The organism is Pseudomonas sp. VMV1, from assembly GCF_056790235.1.
In genome coordinates, this window is record NZ_JBXGSE010000003.1 from 519,682 (window position 1) to 537,338 (window position 17,657).

The 17,657-nt window shown below is 63.8% G+C and carries 17 protein-coding genes; 7 read left to right on the plus strand and 10 right to left on the minus strand.

All coding sequences use genetic code 11. The annotated features are described in order from the left end of the window. The first annotated feature begins 17 nt into the window (after window positions 1-17). Entirely contained in the window at window positions 18-788 is a 771-nt protein-coding gene (locus ACUCV0_RS12475) for a DeoR/GlpR family DNA-binding transcription regulator (protein ID WP_323148287.1), read from the plus strand. A gap of 67 nt (window positions 789-855) precedes the next feature. Then, complete coding sequence (gene glmS / locus ACUCV0_RS12480) at window positions 856-2,691, plus strand: glutamine--fructose-6-phosphate transaminase (isomerizing) (RefSeq protein ID WP_271653468.1); 1,836 nt, start codon at window positions 856-858, stop codon at window positions 2,689-2,691. Window positions 2,692-2,709: 18 nt separating this feature from the next. On the opposite strand, the gene ACUCV0_RS12485 is transcribed toward glmS, so the two are convergent. Beyond that, entirely contained in the window at window positions 2,710-3,060 is a 351-nt protein-coding gene (locus ACUCV0_RS12485; protein WP_059312986.1) for a hypothetical protein, read from the minus strand. A gap of 49 nt (window positions 3,061-3,109) precedes the next feature. On the opposite strand from ACUCV0_RS12485, the gene ACUCV0_RS12490 reads away from it, so the two are divergent. Then, on the plus strand, window positions 3,110-4,066 hold the full coding sequence (locus tag ACUCV0_RS12490) for a GTP-binding protein (protein WP_313648212.1): 957 nt from the start codon (window positions 3,110-3,112) through the stop codon (window positions 4,064-4,066). Between the two features lie 131 nt (window positions 4,067-4,197). Beyond that, the gene (locus tag ACUCV0_RS12495) at window positions 4,198-5,157 is read left to right on the plus strand and encodes an energy transducer TonB (RefSeq protein ID WP_434775364.1); all 960 of its coding nucleotides are present in this window, start codon (window positions 4,198-4,200) and stop codon (window positions 5,155-5,157) included. Here ACUCV0_RS12495 and ybaL read toward each other — a convergent pair. From ybaL to ACUCV0_RS12520, 5 genes are all read right to left on the minus strand, one after another. Then, window positions 5,154-6,872, minus strand: a complete 1,719-nt coding sequence (gene ybaL / locus ACUCV0_RS12500) for a YbaL family putative K(+) efflux transporter (RefSeq protein WP_271653465.1) — start codon at window positions 6,870-6,872, stop codon at window positions 5,154-5,156. The two genes, ACUCV0_RS12495 and ybaL, sit on opposite strands and share 4 nt — an antisense overlap. Window positions 6,873-6,946: 74 nt before the next feature. Beyond that, window positions 6,947-7,429 carry an acyl-CoA thioesterase gene (locus ACUCV0_RS12505; RefSeq protein WP_059312982.1) on the minus strand — a complete coding sequence of 161 codons (483 nt, stop codon included), beginning with the start codon at window positions 7,427-7,429 and terminating at the stop codon, window positions 6,947-6,949. Window positions 7,430-7,488: 59 nt separating this feature from the next. Beyond that, window positions 7,489-8,247, minus strand: coding sequence for an SDR family NAD(P)-dependent oxidoreductase (locus tag ACUCV0_RS12510; RefSeq protein ID WP_059312981.1), 759 nt, complete (start codon window positions 8,245-8,247; stop codon window positions 7,489-7,491). 68 nt (window positions 8,248-8,315) lie between these two features. Further along, entirely contained in the window at window positions 8,316-8,717 is a 402-nt protein-coding gene (locus tag ACUCV0_RS12515; RefSeq protein WP_059316790.1) for an SMI1/KNR4 family protein, read from the minus strand. Window positions 8,718-8,895: 178 nt separating this feature from the next. Then, on the minus strand, window positions 8,896-9,741 hold the full coding sequence (locus tag ACUCV0_RS12520; RefSeq protein WP_482212830.1) for a Tim44 domain-containing protein: 846 nt from the start codon (window positions 9,739-9,741) through the stop codon (window positions 8,896-8,898). Window positions 9,742-10,013: 272 nt separating this feature from the next. Between ACUCV0_RS12520 and ACUCV0_RS12525 the strand changes: the two genes are divergently transcribed. Further along, window positions 10,014-11,774 carry a cation:proton antiporter gene (locus ACUCV0_RS12525; RefSeq protein WP_482212831.1) on the plus strand — a complete coding sequence of 587 codons (1,761 nt, stop codon included), beginning with the start codon at window positions 10,014-10,016 and terminating at the stop codon, window positions 11,772-11,774. Between the two features lie 180 nt (window positions 11,775-11,954). On the opposite strand, the gene ACUCV0_RS12530 is transcribed toward ACUCV0_RS12525, so the two are convergent. The 3 genes from ACUCV0_RS12530 to ACUCV0_RS12540 all read right to left on the minus strand — a co-directional run bounded on the left by ACUCV0_RS12530 (window position 11,955) and on the right by ACUCV0_RS12540 (window position 15,215). Beyond that, window positions 11,955-12,383 (minus strand): EamA family transporter, encoded by a 429-nt coding sequence (locus ACUCV0_RS12530; RefSeq protein WP_059316787.1) that lies wholly within the window; start codon window positions 12,381-12,383, stop codon window positions 11,955-11,957. A gap of 2 nt (window positions 12,384-12,385) precedes the next feature. Next, window positions 12,386-14,554 carry a DNA helicase II gene (gene uvrD, locus ACUCV0_RS12535; RefSeq protein ID WP_482212832.1) on the minus strand — a complete coding sequence of 723 codons (2,169 nt, stop codon included), beginning with the start codon at window positions 14,552-14,554 and terminating at the stop codon, window positions 12,386-12,388. A 142-nt stretch (window positions 14,555-14,696) separates the two neighbouring features. Beyond that, on the minus strand, window positions 14,697-15,215 hold the full coding sequence (locus tag ACUCV0_RS12540; protein WP_482212833.1) for an Hcp family type VI secretion system effector: 519 nt from the start codon (window positions 15,213-15,215) through the stop codon (window positions 14,697-14,699). A 341-nt stretch (window positions 15,216-15,556) separates the two neighbouring features. Between ACUCV0_RS12540 and hexR the strand changes: the two genes are divergently transcribed. Next, complete coding sequence (gene hexR / locus ACUCV0_RS12545; RefSeq protein ID WP_059316785.1) at window positions 15,557-16,426, plus strand: transcriptional regulator HexR; 870 nt, start codon at window positions 15,557-15,559, stop codon at window positions 16,424-16,426. A gap of 74 nt (window positions 16,427-16,500) precedes the next feature. After that, entirely contained in the window at window positions 16,501-16,722 is a 222-nt protein-coding gene (locus ACUCV0_RS12550; RefSeq protein WP_082696406.1) for a PA3496 family putative envelope integrity protein, read from the plus strand. Here ACUCV0_RS12550 and ACUCV0_RS12555 read toward each other — a convergent pair. Continuing rightward, window positions 16,652-17,626: a LysR family transcriptional regulator gene (locus tag ACUCV0_RS12555; RefSeq protein ID WP_482212975.1), complete on the minus strand. Its 975-nt coding sequence runs from the start codon at window positions 17,624-17,626 to the stop codon at window positions 16,652-16,654. The two genes, ACUCV0_RS12550 and ACUCV0_RS12555, sit on opposite strands and share 71 nt — an antisense overlap. Between the last annotated feature and the right edge of the window lie 31 nt (window positions 17,627-17,657).

A 17,657-nucleotide genomic window follows, 5' to 3' on the forward strand; every position in this document is an offset into this window, starting at 1 on the left:
CTTTCGAATCGAAATTTATGACTCGCCGCAATACTGCTCAGCGTCGTCACGCCATCCTTGCCCAGGTTCAGGAGCAGGGCGAGGTCAGCGTGGATGGCCTGGCTCGCCAGCTGGAAACGTCCGAGGTGACCATCCGCAAGGATCTGGCCGCACTCGAACGCAATGGGCTGCTCCTGCGTCGCTACGGCGGCGCCGTGGCCATGCCCCAGGAGTTGCTGGCCGAGGCACCCCCCCAGGCCTCGCCCTTCAAGCAGGCCATTGCCCGGGCGGCGGTCCAGCGCCTGCGTGAGCATGCGCGGATCATCATCGACTGCGGCAGCACCACGGCGGCGCTGATTCCGCAGCTCGATCACCGTCCTGGCCTGGTGGTCATGACCAATTCCCTGCAAGTCGCTACGGCCCTGCACGAATTGGAACAGGAACCCATGCTGCTGATGACCGGCGGGACCTGGGATCCGCATTCTGAATCCTTCCAGGGACAGGTGGCCGAACAGGTATTGAGATCCTACGACTTCGATCAGCTGTTCATCGGTGCCGACGGTCTCGATCTGGAACGGGGCACCACCACCTTCAACGAGCATCTGTCGCTGTCGCGGGTGATGGCCGAGGTGGCACGGGAGGTGGTGGTCATGGCCGAAGCGAGCAAGCTGGGCAGGCGAATTCCCAATCTGGAACTACCTTGGGAAAGAGTGGATGTGCTCATTACCGATGAGCGCCTGCCGGCCGAAGCGGCCCGAGCGATCGAAACCCAAGGGGTGCAGGTCATCTGCGCCCCTGTGGACAACTAGACAATCAGGTCATCCACAGTCGACTCAACGGGGTCGCTGTGGATAAGACAGGCAACGGGAGGTAAGCATGTGTGGAATCGTCGGCGCCATTGCCGAGCGTAACATCACCGCCATTCTGGTCGAGGGTCTCAAGCGCCTGGAGTACCGTGGCTACGACAGTGCCGGCCTGGCGCTGCTGGATGCCCAGGGCGAGTTGCAGCGCCTGCGCCGCATCGGCAAGGTCAGCGAACTGGAAGCGGCCCTGCTGGCAGACCCCCTGGCCGGTCGCCTGGGCATCGCCCACACCCGCTGGGCCACCCATGGCGCGCCCACCGAAGCCAATGCCCACCCGCACTTCTCCCAAGGTGATGTGGCGGTGGTGCACAACGGCATCATCGAGAACCACGAAGCCCTGCGGACCCAGCTCAAGGCTCAGGGCTATGTCTTCACCTCCCAGACCGACACCGAGGTCATTGTCCACCTGCTGCACCTCAAGCTGCAGGACAGCGGCGACCTGACCACGGCGCTCAAGGCGGCGGTCAAGGAATTGCACGGCGCCTATGGCCTGGCGGCCGTGTGGCGCCAGCAGCCGGATCGCCTGGTGGCGACCCGCAGTGGCAGCCCCCTGGTGATCGGCCTCGGCTTGGGCGAGAACTACCTGGCCTCCGACCAACTGGCGCTGCGCCAGGTCACTGACCGCTTCGTCTACCTGGAAGAGGGTGACGTGGCCGAGATCCGCCTGGATCAGGTCAACCTCTGGGACGTGGATGGCCAGCCGGTTCAGCGTGAGACGGTCCAGTACCACGAAGGCAGCGAGGCCGCCGACAAGGGCGCCTATCGCCACTTCATGCTCAAGGAGATCCACGAGCAGCCTAGCGTGGTCCAGCGCACCCTGGAAGGTCGCCTGGGCGATGGCCAGGTGCTCCCCGAGGCCTTTGGCCCGGCGGCATCCGAGTTGTTCGCCAAGGTGCGCCAGGTACAGATCGTCGCCTGCGGGACCAGCTTCCATGCAGGCTCGGTGGCACGCTACTGGATCGAGGAATACGTGGGCATTCCCTGCCAGGTAGAAGTGGCCAGCGAATTCCGCTATCGCCGCGTTGCCGTCAGTCCGGACACTCTGTTCGTGACCATTTCCCAGTCCGGCGAGACCGCCGATACCCTGGCGGCCCTGCGCATGGCCAAGCAGTCCGGCTATCTGAGCAGCCTGGCGATCTGCAACGTAGCGACCAGCTCCCTGGTGCGAGAATCTCAGTTGAGCTTCCTGACCCAGGCGGGTCCGGAGATCGGCGTGGCATCGACCAAGGCCTTCACCACGCAGCTAGTCTCACTGCTCTTGCTGACCCTGAGCCTGGGACGTTGCCAACAGCGCCTGGACGCCGGTGTCGAGGCCGAACTGGTGGCCGAGCTGCGCCGTCTGCCGGCGCGTCTGGATGAAGCCCTGGCCATGGACAAGACCGTGGAAAAGCTGGCGGAGTCCTTTGCCGAAAAGCACCACACCCTGTTTCTCGGGCGTGGCGAGCAGTACCCGGTGGCCATGGAAGGCGCGCTCAAGCTGAAGGAGATCTCCTACATCCACGCCGAGGCCTATCCGGCTGGCGAGCTCAAGCATGGTCCCCTGGCCCTGGTCGACGCCGACATGCCGGTGGTGACGGTGGCGCCCAACAACGAACTGCTGGAAAAGCTCAAGTCCAACCTGCAGGAGGTGCGAGCACGGGGTGGTCAGCTGATCGTCTTCGCCGACGAGCGTGCTGCCTTCGAGGAAGGTGAAGGTACCCGTATCGTGCCCATGCCGCACATCCACGATGCCCTGTCCCCGATCCTCTACACCATCCCGCTGCAGCTGCTGTCGTACCACGTGGCCGTGTTCAAGGGCACCGACGTGGATCAGCCACGCAACCTGGCCAAGTCGGTGACCGTGGAATAAGGGGTTTCACGTGAAACCTCAGGGCACGCGCCAGCTGCCCTGATTCTGCTGACGACAGGCGACGGCCAGGAAACGGCCGTCGCCCGGTTCGCCGTAGTAGTGGATATCCTGCCGATAGGGCACGCCGGGGCTGCGTGCGTCTCGGCAGATGCCGATCTCGCCCACCGGGCAACGGTCGACGAAGCGGACCTCGGTCTGCTGGCCCTTGAGTTGGGGCTGGCAGAAGCCCTCGCGAAACAGCTTGGCCGGGATGTCGATATTGCTCTGGCAGATCTGCACGTCCACACTGCCCTGACGACTGCGGATCACGCAGGCGTCGGCGAGCGCCAGTGAAGGCAACAGCAGTAGAGCAATCAACAGGCGCCGCATTCCAAGCAACCTCTCGCAAAACCGTCACTCTAGCATTCGACCTTTCGCCATGCGCCTAGCCGATATCAACACCCATGTGATCGCCGGTCCCTTGGGCGCCGGCAAGACCACCCTGATCCGCCAGCTGTTCACCCAGCGTCCTGCCAACGAGCGCTGGGCGATCCTGGTCAATGAATTCGGCCAGATCGGCCTCGATGCGGCGCTCATGACCCGGGACGACGAGGGAGTCAGTATTGCCGAGGTTCCGGGCGGCTGCCTGTGCTGCGTCCAGGGCGTGCCCCTGCAGGTAGCTCTCACGCGGTTGCTCCGGCGCGCGCGACCGCAGCGATTGTTCATCGAGCCTTCCGGCCTGGGTCATCCCGCCAGCCTGTATCGACAACTCCAGGCACCGCCCTGGACCGGGGTGCTGACGCTGCAACCGCTGGTCTGGGTGGTGGACGCCGGGCAATTGCTTAAGGGCTTGCCTCTGCCGGATGCTCAGTACCAGGCACTGCAGCAGGCCGGTCTGGTCGTGCTCAACAAGAGCGAAGGGCTGGACCAGACGCTCTTGCCACCGCAGCTGGGCGACCGGCCGCTGTACTGGACGGAGGAGGGCCGGATCACGCTGGCTGAGCTGCCCTTGGCTACCGAGGAGTCCTCAAGCGCTTGCGAGTTACCCGAGCCCACGGCCGTTTCTTCGCCACAGGCGCTCGTGCTACCCCATCGCCCGCTGCGTTTCAGTCATACCCAGGAGGGGCATCACGCCGTCGGTTGGCGCTGGCATTCCCAGCACCGCTTCGACGGGCCTGCGCTGCTGGCTCTTCTGACCAGGCTCCCGGGCCTGCGCCGGCTGAAGGCCGTCCTGCAATTGCAGGACGGCTGGCAGGCTTACAATGGTCTGGCCGGGGAAGGTCGTTGGGAGCCAAGCCCATGGCGCCGTGACAATCGGCTGGAGCTGATCCTGGAGCAGATGCCGGATCTAGAGGCCCTCGAAAAAGCCCTGCGCGGGACCATTCGCGACATTTGAGGTTGCCAAATCTTTTCAGTTAATGATAATGATTATTAAATTTACTTCCTCTGCGTATCGCTCCCATGGCTCCGACATCTCTTGCCAAGCCTGAACCTCTCGTAGTTGCTGCGCGTTCTGACGGTGACGAGGTGGAATCCGTCCAGGGACCCGTCAGGGCCGCCCTGGCAGGTGACGTGGAACCGGTCGCAGGGGTCAATGCCAAGCGTAGCGAGCCCTCGGCCACCATCCTGTCGTTTCGGATGCCCGAACGTAACGAAGAGATCCTGACGCCGGTGCTGACCCCGGTAGGCGCCGCCGAGCCGGGTGAGCAGCCACCGCGCGGCCGTGGCTGGGGCGCCGCCTCGGCGTTGTCGCTGATCATGCACGCCAGCATGGCGGCAGCCCTGTTCTTGGTGGTCCAGGCCCCGCCGGAGCTGAAGATCGCCAAGGGCGACGAGCCCATGCAGGTGAGCTTCATCCAGCTGCCCAAGCCGGTACCCGAACCACCTGCACCCGCCCCGGCACCGCCAGCGCCGCCGCAACCCGAACCACCGCCGCCAGAACCGCCCAAGCCCGTGGAGCCGCCGAAACCGGTGGAGCCGCCCAAGCCGGTGGTGGAAAAGCCCAAACCCAAGCCGAAGCCCAAACCCAAGCCGGTCGAGCACAGCCAGCAGAAGCCATTGCCGAAAAAGGTTGAGCCCGCGCCGGAACCGGTCGCCCAGGCGGCGCCTTCTCCAGCGCCTGCTCCCGCGGCTACCGCACCCAGTCAGCCTGCACCTGCCGCTGCGCCTTCCGGTCCGCCAAAGACCGCGGGTCTACCCACGGGTAGCATCGATGACGCCGATATCCGGCCGATCAAGATGACACCGCCGGAGTATCCGGAAATGCTGCGCCGCCGCGGCGTGGGTGGCGAGGTCAGGGTGATGTTCACCGTGACCGCCGATGGTCGACTGGCCGATATCCAGGTGCTGGAAGCCTCCAACAAGCAACTGGAGCGCGCTGTGCTCGAGGTGCTGGGTGAATGGCGCTTCGCCCCGCGGGTCTCTGGCGGTCAGATCGTGCCGCGCAAGGCCACCAAGACCTTCAACTTCAAGATCCAACGCCGCTAGGCCGCGGAGCCCCTGGGCTCCGCCTCATGCTCGCCAGGTCGTTCCAGACCCAGGTAGCGAAACATGCCATGGGCGATCTCGCGCTCGCCCATGATTACCTCGTCCACCCCATTGGCCTCCAGATGACGGATCTCGTCATCGTGGTGCGCGCGGGCAAGGATGTGCAGATCGGGGGTCAGCTCGCGGGCACGGCGGGCGATCTCGGCGGCTTCGAAGCCGTTGGGTATCGCCAGCAGCAGGGCGCGTGCTTCCTTGAGCTTGGCCCGCGCCAGCACCTTGTCTTGGGTCGCATTGCCGAGGATCGCCTTGAAGCCCTGCTGGCGTAACGCCGTGACATGCTCGGGCTCATCGGTGATCACGATCAGCGGCGGACCCTGGCGATCCAGGCGATCGCAGATGTAGCGACCTACCCGGCCATAGCCCACCAGGACCAGATGTCCACTGTGTTCGACGGGCTCGGGTTCGTCGTCCAGTTCCGGTGCATGCTTGCCCTTGGCGTTGACGAGCCGACGACCTTCGCGGCGCTCTAGCCAGGGCTGCAGGCGATCGATGCCGTGGAACAGCAACGGATTGAGGATGATGGAGATGATGGCGGCAGCCAGGATGAGATCGTGCGCGCCCTGGTCGAGCAATTTCAGCGACAGGCCGAGGCTGGCGAGGATGAAGGAGAACTCGCCGATCTGCGCCAGGCTGGCAGCGATGGTCAGGGCCACACTCAAGGGGCGACGATAGGCCAGGACGATCAGCATCGCGGCGATGGATTTGCCAAAGACGATGACTGCGACCGTCGCCAGAATCGCCCAGGGCCGTTCCAGCAGGATTTCCGGATCGAACAGGCAGCCCACCGAAAAGAAGAACAGCACGGCGAAGGCTTCACGTAGCGGCAGCGAATTTTCCGCCGCATCGTGGCTGAGTTCGGATTCGTTGAGCACCACGCCAGCAAAGAAGGCGCCCAGGGCGAAGGACACCCCGAACAGCGAGGCCGAGCCATAGGCGATACCCATGGCGATGGCGAGGGTGGCCAGGGTGAAGAGTTCACGCGAACCGGTACGCACGACGCGGGCCAGTAGCCAGGGAATGGCTCGCCGACCCACCACCAGCATCAGGGCAATGAAGGCGCCCACCTTGAGGGCGGTAACACCCAGCTCCAGCCCCAGGCTCTGGCCCGGTTGCTCGCCACTGTCACCGCCCAGGGGGCCCGCCAGGGCCGGCAGGATCACTAGGGCCAGCACCATCAGCAGGTCTTCCACGATCAGCCAGCCCACGGCGATGCGTCCACGCCGGCTTTCTACCATCTGGCGCTCTTCCAGCGCCCGCAACAGCACCACGGTACTGGCCACCGACAGCGACAGACCGAACACCAGCCCGCTGCCCAGGCCCCAGCCCAGGAAATGACTCACGCCCATGCCCATGAGGGTGGCGGCGGCGATCTGGACGATCGCGCCGGGAATGGCGATGCGCTTGACTGCCAGCAGGTCCTTGATGGAGAAGTGCAGGCCCACACCGAACATCAGCAGGATGACGCCGATTTCGGTCAGTTCCTTGGACAGCTCGGGATCGGCGACGAAGCCAGGGGTGAAGGGTCCAGCGACCACGCCGGCGAGCAGATAGCCGGCGATGGGTGGCAGGCGCAGGCGGGTAGCCAGGGTACCGAAGACGAAGGCCAGGACCAGGCCGATCGCCAGGGTCGATATCAGAGGGGTGTGATGGGACATGCTGGCTCCAAGGATTTGGATTGCCAGATCCTGGAGCCGCTGCCGTCGAACGACGGCGACCTAGCCGGCAAAACTCAAAAGGTTTCCTTGAGTGCCTGATAGCGCTCTTGAAGTTCCCGACGGATCTGCCGGCGCTGCTGTGCCTGCACACAGCGTCGCTTCTCGTCCGGGGTGACGGGCTGGAGCTGAGGCACTGGGCAGGATTTGCCGTTCTCGTCCACCGCCACCATGGTGAAGAAACAGCTGTTGGTGTGGCGCACCGAACGTTGCTGGATATTCTCGGTGATGACCTTGACGCCGATCTCCATGGAAGTGGTGCCGGTGTAGTTCACCGAGGCGAGAAAGGTCACCAGTTCGCCGACATGCACGGGCTCGCGAAAGATCACCTGATCCACCGACAGAGTCACCACATAGCGACCGGCATAGCGGCTGGCGCAGGCATAGGCGACCTCGTCGAGGTATTTGAGCAGGGCGCCGCCGTGGACATTGCCGGAAAAATTGGCCAGGTCCGGGGTCATCAGGATGGTCATGCTCAACTGGTGGTTGCCGGCTTCCATGGGCGAATCCTCGAGGGGAAATCCTGTAGACGGCGCCGCAGCGCCGTCTGTCACAGCCGTCAACGGCCGGCGGAGAGGCCGAAGTCGATGGGCAGGTCTGCGCCGGAGATGGCGGCCGCCTGGGGCTGGCAGAGGAAATAGACGAATTCGGCGACTTCCTCTGGCTGGATGAAGCGTGCGGTATCGCCCTGGGGATAGCGGTTGAGCAGATTGCGCCGGTAGCCGGCCGGATCGCCGCTGCCATAGTGCGCTGCCTGGAAGTCCAGCATGGGGGTGTCGATGTCGCCAGGGGAAACGGCATTGACCCGCACGCCGTCCCGAGCCAACTCCACCGCCAGATTCTGACTGAAGAAGCGGACCGCGGCCTTGGCCGCGCCATAGGCCGCTGCCCCGGCGATGGGCTGACGGCCAGCACCGCTGGCGACGTTGATGATGACGCCGCGATTTTCCTTGAGGAAGGGGATGGCCGCCGAGCACATGAAGAAGGTGGCCTTGAGATTGACCGCCATCACCAGGTCGTAGTCTTCCTCGCTGAAGGTCTCCACCTCGCCTTCGCGCCAGATGCCGGCCGCATTGATTAGGGCGTCCAGGCGTCCGGTGCGAGCCATGACCTTGCTGACCAGGGAACGGCAGCCCTCGGCACTGGAAATATCGGCGGTCACACTGGAATCCAGGCCGACGATGCCGTTGAGTCCATGCAGGCCTTCGGCATCGCGGTCGGCTGCGGCGACGCGCCAGCGACTTTGGGCAAAGCGTTGCGCCAGGGCACGGCCGAGGCCGCCCGCGGCGCCGGTGATCAGGACGACGGGAGTGCTCATGACGCTTCCTCCGGAGTAATGGCCTTATCCAGACCCGCGTGAGGCGGGGTCGTTCAGTGGCGGCCCTGTCAGCTTTCCAGCCAGACGTCGCGTGCCCAGATCCAGACCGAATCCCAGGATTCGTCGGTCAGGTCGCCATCTTCCCACAACAGCACCTCGCCTTCCTGGCTGACGCAGTAGTAGCCGTCATCGCTGGCACAGAGAGGAATGTACTCGCGCGGCAGGCCTTCATCCCAGGCGGTCGCGGCCATTTCCGGCAGATAGGTATGGGACTGGGGATCGGTAACGGTCACCGGCTCGATGCGGCCATAGACCACGTCGCTGACGGTCAGCAGGAATTCACGGAATTCCGGCGGCAGGCTGATGAGTAGTTCTTCCTCGATTTCGACCAGCAGGTCTTCGTCGGGCAGTTCCAGGGGAACGGGAACGGGTTCGTTTTCTTCACGCAGGCGTTCGATGACGTCTTCCATAGCAGGCCTCTCTCGAAATGCGCACCGGATAGGGAAAAGAGGCGCGCAAGGTTAGCAGTTCAGTCCGGGATAACGGCAGCTTCCGTACGGACTTGATAGCGGTTTCGCAAGAGGGTTCGCCTGGGACACCAATGAAAAAGCCCGGCTTAGAGCCGGGCTTTCGAGTAACGCGCGCTTATCAGGCGTTCTGGCGAATACCCGCTAGCAGCCAGGGCTGGTTTTCACCAGCCATGCGCTCCATGCGCCAGCTTTCGCTGAACGGCTGGCCCTGGTCGAAACGCGATTCCTTGGACACACCGTTGAAGGTGATGGTGGCGATGGTCTTGCCCTGCAGATCCTCGACCCCATCCAGGTTAGCGTTCAGGTTCTCGATATAGGTGGACTGGAAGCCTTCACCCAGCGCAGCGCGCTCGTCACGCAGCCATTGCAGCATCTGCGGGGTGACGAACTCGGAGATCTTGTCCATCTCGTTGGCGTCCCAGTGTTGCTGCAGGCTCATGAAGTGGTCGCGACCGGCGGCCACGAAGCGCTCGGCATTGAACCAGCTCGGCGCATTGATCACCGGTGCGGCACCCCCGAACAGGCCACCGTTGGCGGGCTGATTGGGCATTTCGCGCTGCATGGGCGCATGGCCAGCAACGGCGGGCTGCGGACCGGCCTGCTGCTTGCGACGGGCGATCAGACGGAAGATCACGAAGGCGATGAGCGCCAGGATCAGGAAGTCGAAGAACTGGAAGCCTTCGAAGCCGTCACCCATGAACATGGAGGCCAGCAGGCCACCGGCGGCGATACCGGCCAGTGGGCCGAGCCAGCGCGAGGCGCCACTGGTACGGGCAGCAGCGGCGGCGCCAGCACCGGCGGCCGGTGCGGCCATGCCCGGCTGCTGTGTCGGTGCGGCCTGGCGGGTCTGGTGAATGGGCGCGGCGCCAGCGGACTTGCCGGCGCCCATGCGTTTGGCATTGGCATCCAGGCTGAGCGTGAGGCCCAGGCACAGGATCATGAAGAAGCTCATCAGGCGTTGCATGTGGTGTTCTCTCAGTGAAGAGTCTGGTGTTGGATACATCTTGCGCTGCACGGTCAAGTACAGCCAGCGTGAATTGTTTCGGTATTTTGCCCTTTGCGCTCGCCGCCCAAGCGACCAACGTCGCTCCTGCGGACAGCGGAAAATCTCTAGCTACATCAATCTATTACAGATTTTTGCAAAATCCGTCACAAGAGTTTGCAGATGCTAGTCTTGGACTCCAGTCAGCGCAGGTGTCGGGAGATAACCCGGCCCGTCATAGGAGGGCCCGGCCGATGCATGCCTTAGCTTTCATCCAGGACATGGCGGTCATCATGCTGGTGGCCGGCGTGGTGACCATCCTGTTTCACCGCCTCAAGCAGCCCGTGGTCCTGGGTTACATCCTCGCCGGCTTCATCATCGGACCCCATACCCCGCCATTCGGTCTGATCCACGACGAAGAAAGCATCAAGACCCTCGCCGAGGTTGGGGTGATCTTCCTGATGTTCAGTCTTGGCCTTGAGTTTTCACTGCGCAAACTGTTCCGGGTAGGCGCCACGGCCTTCATCGCGGCCTTCCTGGAGATCAGCCTGATGCTCTGGCTGGGTTATCAGGTAGGCCAGATATTCGGCTGGTCGCACATGGATTCGCTGTTCCTCGGCGCCATCCTGGCCATCTCCTCGACCACCATCATCGTCAAGGCACTCAACGAGCTGAAGATGAAGCACGAGCGCTTCGCCCAGCAGATCTTTGGCGTGCTGATCGTCGAGGACATCCTCGGCATCGGCATCATCGCACTGCTGTCGGGGCTGGCGGTAAGCGGTTCGGTGGAACCGGGAGCTGTGGCCTCGACCCTGGGCAAGCTGAGTCTGTTCATGATCGTGGCGCTGGTGATCGGCATCCTGCTGGTGCCGCGGCTGCTGGCCTACGTGGCAAAGTTCGAAAGCAACGAGATGCTGCTGATCACGGTGCTGGGGCTGTGCTTCGGCTTCTGCCTGCTGGTCGCCAAGCTGGAATACAGTGTGGTACTGGGGGCTTTCCTGATCGGCGCCATCATGGCCGAGTCCCGTCAGTTGCTGAAGATCGAGACGCTGGTGGAGCCACTGCGCGACATGTTCAGCGCCATCTTCTTCGTCGCCATCGGCCTGCTGCTCGATCCCAAGGTGCTGGTCGAATACGCCTGGCCGATCACCGTGATCAGCGTCGCCGTGGTACTGGGCAAGATCCTCGCCTGCAGCCTGGGTACCCTGATCGCCGGCAATGATGGTCGTACCTCACTGCGAGTGGGCATGGGCCTGGCGCAGATCGGCGAGTTCTCCTTCATCATCGCCACCCTGGGCATCACCCTGGGTGTCACCAGTCATTTCCTCTATCCGGTGGCGGTCGCCGTATCGGCGGTCACTACGCTGCTTACGCCCTACCTGATCAAGGCCGCCGATCCGCTGGCGCTGTGGATCGGACGCTGGCTGCCGCAGCCACTGCAGCGGGTACTGGGCATCTATGGCGAATGGTTGCGCAGCATCCAGCCACAGGGCGAGAAGGCGGTATTGGCCGGGATGATGAGACGTATCCTGCTGCAGGTCGGCATCAACCTGTCGCTGGTGATCGCCATCTTCCTGGGCGGCGCCTATTTCGCCAACGGCCTGGCGGGTTGGCTTGGCACCTGGATTGCCGATCCCGACCTGCAGAAGGCCTGCATCTGGGGTGGGGCGCTGCTCTTGTCGCTGCCTTGCCTGATCGCCGCCTATCGCAAGCTCAAGGCCCTGGCCATGCTGATGGCCGAACTCAGCGTGCGGCAGAACCAGGCCGGGCGCTATACCCAGCCGGTGCGGCGTCTGGTCAGTGAGCTGATCCCGCTGTTGTCGCTGGCCGGCATCCTGGTGCTGCTGGCCGCCCTGAGCAGTAGCATCCTGCCCCGTGGTGAGCTGTTGCTGCTGATCGGCCTGGTCGCGGTGGTGGTGATCGCGGTGCTGTGGCGCTGGTTCATCCGCGTGCATTCGCGGCTGCAGATCGCCTTCATCGAGACTCTGGAGCAGGACAAGGGCGGACAGCATTAGGCCGCTTTTGCGCAATCCAGCCATTGCCGGCTGGGGATCGACGCGGCAGAATCGCTCTAAGTCGCCCGTTTGCATAAGCGGGTCGATGGCAAGGGAATGCACAATGCAGGAAATGGGCTTGGCCGCTTTCTGCCGTCCGGCAATCTCCCACTGGCGGTCAGGCCCGTTTCCTGCGCCCTTTCAGGGCCTCCAGGCGAGCAGCAGCACGCCACCGCCAATGGCCGCGATACCGCACCACTGGCGCAGGTCCAGGCGTTCGCCGAGCAGCGCCACGCCGAAGATTGCCACCAACACCACGCTCAACTTGTCCACCGGCGCCACCAGCGAAGCCGGTCCCAGCTTGAGCGCCCGGTAGTAGCACAGCCAGGACAGGCCAGTGGCCACCCCCGACAACAGCAGAAACAGATAGCTACGGCCGCTGATGCTGGCCAGCGATTGTGCCTGGCCGGTAGCCGTGACGATGGCAGCCAGCACCACGACCACCACCAGAGTCCGCAACAGGGTGGCGAAGTCTGCGTTGACCTGTTCCACGCCCAGCTTGCCGAAGATAGCGGTGAGGGCGGCGAAGGCCGCTGCCAGCAGCGCCCAGAACAGCCAGGACGCCGTCATGCCTAGAGCGGTTCGAGCTTGGCGTAGCTCACCATCAGCCACTTGCTGCCTTCGGACTTGAAGTTCACCTGCACCCGCGCATGGGCGCCGGAGCCCTCGTAGTTGAGGATGACGCCTTCGCCGAACAGGGCATGGCGCACCGGCTGACCGAGGCTGAAGGTGGTTTCCGGTACCGGTGCCTGGGCGAAGGGACTGGCCCGACTGCCAGCGAAGGGCTGCTTGACCGCGTTGGACAACCGCACCTCCTGGATCAGGCCATCCGGCACCTCGCGGACGAAGCGCGAGACCTTGTTGTAGGTCTCGCTGCCATAGAGGCGGCGGGTCTCCGCATAGCTCATCACCAGCCGGCGCATGGCGCGGGTGATGCCGACATAGGCCAGACGGCGTTCCTCTTCCAGACGGCCGGGCTCTTCCAGACTCATCTTGTGCGGGAACAAGCCTTCTTCCATGCCGGCCAGGAACACCAGGGGGAATTCCAGGCCCTTGGCGCTGTGCAGGGTCATGAGCTGGACGCTGTCTTCGTGGCTGTCGGCCTGGGTATCGCCGGATTCCAGGGCGGCATGGTCGAGGAAGGCCGCCAGGGGCGTCATCTCCTCGTCGCCGCTGAAATCGAAGGAGCGCGCGGCGCTGACCAGTTCCTCCAGGTTTTCCACCCGCGCCTGGCCCTTTTCGCCCTTCTCTTCCTTGTGGAAGGTGACCAGGCCGGTCTGCTCGATGATCTGCTGCACCAAGCTGTGCAAGGACAGGTCTTCGGCCTTGAGCGCCAGGGTGTCGACCAGTTCGACGAAGGCGTTGAGCGCCGAGGCGGCGCGACCGGATACGGCACGGGCACCAACCAGGTCGTGTAGCGCCTGCCACAGCGAGGTGTTCTGGGCGCGTGCGGCGGTGCGCAAGGCCTCCACGGTCTTTTCGCCGATGCCTCGCGGCGGCACGTTGATCACCCGCTCCAGGGCGGCATCGTCGTGGCGGTGCTGGATCAGCCGCAGATAGGCCATGGCGTTCTTGATCTCGGCGCGCTCGAAGAACTTCAGGCCGCCATAGATGCGATAGGGGATCTTCTCGCGCAACAGGGCCTCTTCCAGCACCCGTGACTGGGCGTTGGAGCGATAAAGGATGGCCATCTCGCGGCGGGTCGTGCCCTTCTTGAACTCGCTCTCGATGGTCTCGACGATGTAGCGCGCCTCGTCGTGCTCGTTGAAGCCGGCATAGAGGGTGATGGCATCGCCTTCGCCGGTATCTGTCCACAGCTCCTTGCCGAGACGACCGAAGTTGTGGGCGATCAGGCCGTTGGCGGCCTTGAGGATGGTGTCGGTGGAGCGATAGTTCTGCTCCAGCCGGATGATCTCCGCCGAGAAGTCCTCGTTGAACTGCTGGATGTTCTCGATCTTGGCACCGCGCCAGCCGTAGATGGACTGATCATCGTCGCCCACCACCATGAGACTGGCGCCATTCTGGGCAAGGTGCTTGAGCCAGGCGTACTGGACGGCGTTGGTGTCCTGGAATTCGTCCACCAGCAGGTGCTGGAAGCGCCGCTGGTAGTGTTCGAGCAGGCTGGGGTTGTTGCGCCAGAGATCCAGGGCGCGCAGCAGCAACTCGGAGAAATCGATCACCCCGGCGCGGGCGCAGGCCGCCTCGTAGGCTTCGTAGATGCTGCGCATGGTGCTGAGGAAGAGATCACCAGCGGCCTGGATGTGCTGCGGCCTCAGGCCTTCATCCTTCTGGCCATTGATGAACCACTGCGCCTGGCGCGCTGGCCAGCGCTGCTCATCGAGACCCAGCTCGCGGATCACCCGCTTGACGATGCGCTGCTGGTCGTCGCTGTCGAGGATCTGGAAATTCTGTGACAGCGCCGCTTCCTGCCAGTGAGCGCGCAGCAGGCGGTGAGCCAGGCCATGGAAGGTGCCTACCCACATGCCCTGCGGACTCATCCCCAGCAACTGCTCGATGCGGTGGCGCATCTCGGCGGCGGCCTTGTTGGTAAAGGTCACCGAGAGGATCGAGTGCGGAGAGGCGCGCTCGACCTGGATCAGCCAGGCGATGCGGTGAACCAGCACCCGGGTCTTGCCCGAGCCGGCACCAGCCAGGACCAGTTGGCGACCCAGGGGCGCGGCCACGGCCTGGCGCTGGGCATCGTTGAGGGAATTGAGCAGCAGGGAGATGTCGTCATTCATCGCCGCATTCTACCGATGCGGCGAAAGGAGCGCCAAACCGGACGGATGGGAGGCGAAGCGGGTAGGGCGGGGAGCTGAGCCTGCAGCCGGCAGGGCCGGCCGAAGGCTGCAGGAAGACGGTCGCGGCCGTACGGCCGTGGCGTCAGGCGGCGATCGGCGAACGCCAGTCATCGGAACCGGAGGTACCGGAGACCTCGTGGGTCCAGACGATCTTGCGATAGGTGAAGTAGACGTCTTCGAGGTGGGTGAAGTGCGCCATGCTCGGGTCCTGGCAGTTGGGCATGCGCGACTGGACATCGACGATGATGGCGTCCTCCAGCTCGATGGTGAAGTAGTGCTCCGGGGTACCGGTGGCCGAGGTGCGGTACCACTCCAGACGGCACTTGCCCAGGCGCTCGCCAGAGGTGAGGGCGTTGAAGATCAGCGGCGAGGCCTTGTCGAAGATCTTGGTGATCATCAACGGCTTGTGCACGCGCTGGCCGGTGGGTTGGCCCGACTGGGGATCGCGGGGAATGATCACCTGATGATTGAAGGCCTGGACCAGGATCTGGTCTTCATGGCCTTCCTGAAAGATGTTGCCGACCGAGTCCTCGGTAAAGGTGCCGGCGGTGATCAGGCCTTGCTTGGTGCCTTCGAGGGACAGATACGCGGGGGTTGGCATGGTGCTCTCCTTGCCTGGTGATAGGGCTTCATGGCCCGGGTGCCAGGATCTAACAAGGGCTGTGCCAGAAATGAAAAAATCCTTTCTGATCAGTGGCTTGAAAAACGACTACAAGGAGGGGGCAGAGGGACTGTGCGGCAGTGCTCGAGAATCTGCGCAAAGCCTTGCGCAGAGCGGCGCAAAAGCTTTCTCGATTCAGGTAGTCGGTTATTCAGGCGACTACCAAGTGCCAGTACGAGGGTGAAAAAGGCCGTGCTGAATCGTAATGACCAAGAGCCTTGCCGACCGTTATGTAGTATAAGTGCGACGCACTACATCCGCCCGCTAGACGAGATACGCCTGTGAACCTGATGCAACACATTGCTCAATCCCGCCACCTGCTGCGCAAGTCGGAGCTCAAGGTCGCCGAGCAAGTCATGGTCGATCCGGCTGCGGTCATGCACAGCTCCATGGCCGACCTTGCCCACAACGTTGGCGTGAGCGAGCCCACCATCGTGCGTTTCTGTCGGGCCATCGGCTGCGACGGCTTCCAGGATCTCAAGCTGCGCCTGGCCCAGAGCCTGGCGGCGGGGGCCAGTTTTGGCCAGTTCGCCATTCACGAGAACGATGCGGTGGAAGACTTCAGCCTGAAGATCTTCGATACCACCCTGCATACCCTCATGGACGTCCGTGAGCGATTGGACATGCGCGCGCTGGAGACGGCCATCGAGGCGATCGCCAAGGCCCAGCGGGTGATGTTCTACGGTTTCGGGGCCTCGGGCTCGGTGGCCAACGATGCCCAGCACAAGTTCTTCCGCCTGCAGCTCAGCGCCACCGCCTATTCCGATCCGCACATGCAGGCCATGTCGGCGGCGACCCTGACCTCTTCCGACGCCGCCATCTGCATCTCCCAGTCGGGGCGCTCCAAGGACCTGCTGATCACCGCTAATCTGGTGCGCGACAACGGCGCCGCCCTGATCACCATCTGCCCGGGGCAGACGCCGCTGGCAGATCTGTCCACGGTGAACATCGCCATCGACGTGCACGAGGACACCGACATCTATGTCCCGCTGACCTCGCGCATCGCTCACCTGGTGGTGATCGATGTCCTGGCCATGGGGGTAGCCATGTCCCGCGGTCCGGCGCTGGTCGAGCACCTCAAGAGCGTTAAGCGCAGTCTGCGTAGCCTGCGGCTGTCGTCGAAGTCGACCAAGCACAGCGACACTCAATAGTCGTCTTTCTGTCGCCAAACGGTCACCTGTTGAGGTGAAGCTGCCCATTCCGATCCCAGCCCGGAGGAATTGGCATGACCGCTCTCATCCAGGAATCCAGCGTTCGTCTCGACAGCAAGACTCGCAGAAAGCTACAGGATCAGCGGCGGATGAAATTCCGTCGCGCCATCGAAGCCCGCGCCGAAGAGCAGCGTCTGGCCGTGGAGCTCGATGAATTGCTGTTTCTCAATCAGCTGCTGGACGAGCGCCAGGCCCAGCGCCTGCAGCAGGCTCCAGGGCGATACCTAACGCATTGATCAGACTGCGCTGGCCGCGCAGATAGTCGACGAAGGCCTGGGCCACCGGCGACAGCGGCTTGCCGCGTACCTGGACCACGCACCAGGAGCGTCGCAGCGGCAATTCGGCGACGTCCAGCTCGACCAGGCTGCCAGCGGCGAGATCGCTGCGAATGGCCTGGCGCGGCAGCAGGGCCAGGCCGAGTCCGGCACGGACCGCCTCGCGTTGTGCCTCGAAGGCGCCGATCTCCAGCTGTTCGGCGAAGTGCGCGCGCTTCTGCTTGAGATAGTCCTCGCAGGCCTGGCGCGTGCCGGAGCCGACTTCGCGCACGAGCAATGGATAGGCCGTCAGGTCGCGCAAACTCAGACCGCTACGTCCGGCCAGGGCATGGCCGGGGCGCGCCACGGCCACGATGGCGTTGTCCAGCAGGGGCAGGAAATCCAGGTCCGTACCGCTCGGTACCCCGGACATCAGTGCCACGTCTTCGCGATTCTCCGTTAGCCGCCGCAGTACTCGGGCGTGATTGCCCACGGTCAGTGCCAGGTCGACCTGGGGATGACTGCTGCGAAATTGGCTGAACAGGTGCGGCGCCAGGTACTGGGCGCTGCTCTCCACCCCCAGGCGCAGTTGACCATGCAGGGCACCGCGCAGATCCGACAACTGCATGTCCAGGCTGCCCAGGCGGGCGAAGAGATCGCGCCCGGTCTGGCGCAGCGCCTCGCCGGCTTCGGTGAGATAAAGGGTGCGATTGACGTAGTTGAACAGCGGTGCGCCCACTACCTCTTCGAGCTGACGTACCTGCAGGCTCACCGCCGGCTGGGTCAGCGCCATGATATCGGCCGCCCGGCTATAGGAGCGGGCTTCACAGACGGCCTCGAACACCTGCAACTGGCGAAAGGTGAGCCGCATCAGCGGCTTGCGCATGGGCATCTGGCTCTATCCATAAGGGATGACT

Bases quoted from the DNA above. Each gene is read 5' to 3' on its own strand.
- ACUCV0_RS12475 (WP_323148287.1), top strand. From the start codon at position 18: ATGACTCGCCGCAATACTGCTCAGCGTCGTCACGCCATCCTTGCCCAG.
- glmS (WP_271653468.1), top strand. From the start codon at position 856: ATGTGTGGAATCGTCGGCGCCATTGCCGAGCGTAACATCACCGCCATT.
- ACUCV0_RS12485 (WP_059312986.1), bottom strand. From the start codon at position 3,060: ATGCGGCGCCTGTTGATTGCTCTACTGCTGTTGCCTTCACTGGCGCTC.
- ACUCV0_RS12490 (WP_313648212.1), top strand. From the start codon at position 3,110: ATGCGCCTAGCCGATATCAACACCCATGTGATCGCCGGTCCCTTGGGC.
- ybaL (WP_271653465.1), bottom strand. From the start codon at position 6,872: ATGTCCCATCACACCCCTCTGATATCGACCCTGGCGATCGGCCTGGTC.
- ACUCV0_RS12505 (WP_059312982.1), bottom strand. From the start codon at position 7,429: ATGGAAGCCGGCAACCACCAGTTGAGCATGACCATCCTGATGACCCCG.
- ACUCV0_RS12510 (WP_059312981.1), bottom strand. From the start codon at position 8,247: ATGAGCACTCCCGTCGTCCTGATCACCGGCGCCGCGGGCGGCCTCGGC.
- ACUCV0_RS12515 (WP_059316790.1), bottom strand. From the start codon at position 8,717: ATGGAAGACGTCATCGAACGCCTGCGTGAAGAAAACGAACCCGTTCCC.
- ACUCV0_RS12520 (WP_482212830.1), bottom strand. From the start codon at position 9,741: ATGCAACGCCTGATGAGCTTCTTCATGATCCTGTGCCTGGGCCTCACG.
- ACUCV0_RS12525 (WP_482212831.1), top strand. From the start codon at position 10,014: ATGCATGCCTTAGCTTTCATCCAGGACATGGCGGTCATCATGCTGGTG.
- ACUCV0_RS12530 (WP_059316787.1), bottom strand. From the start codon at position 12,383: ATGACGGCGTCCTGGCTGTTCTGGGCGCTGCTGGCAGCGGCCTTCGCC.
- uvrD (WP_482212832.1), bottom strand. From the start codon at position 14,554: ATGAATGACGACATCTCCCTGCTGCTCAATTCCCTCAACGATGCCCAG.
- ACUCV0_RS12540 (WP_482212833.1), bottom strand. From the start codon at position 15,215: ATGCCAACCCCCGCGTATCTGTCCCTCGAAGGCACCAAGCAAGGCCTG.
- ACUCV0_RS12550 (WP_082696406.1), top strand. From the start codon at position 16,501: ATGACCGCTCTCATCCAGGAATCCAGCGTTCGTCTCGACAGCAAGACT.
- ACUCV0_RS12555 (WP_482212975.1), bottom strand. From the start codon at position 17,626: ATGCGCAAGCCGCTGATGCGGCTCACCTTTCGCCAGTTGCAGGTGTTC.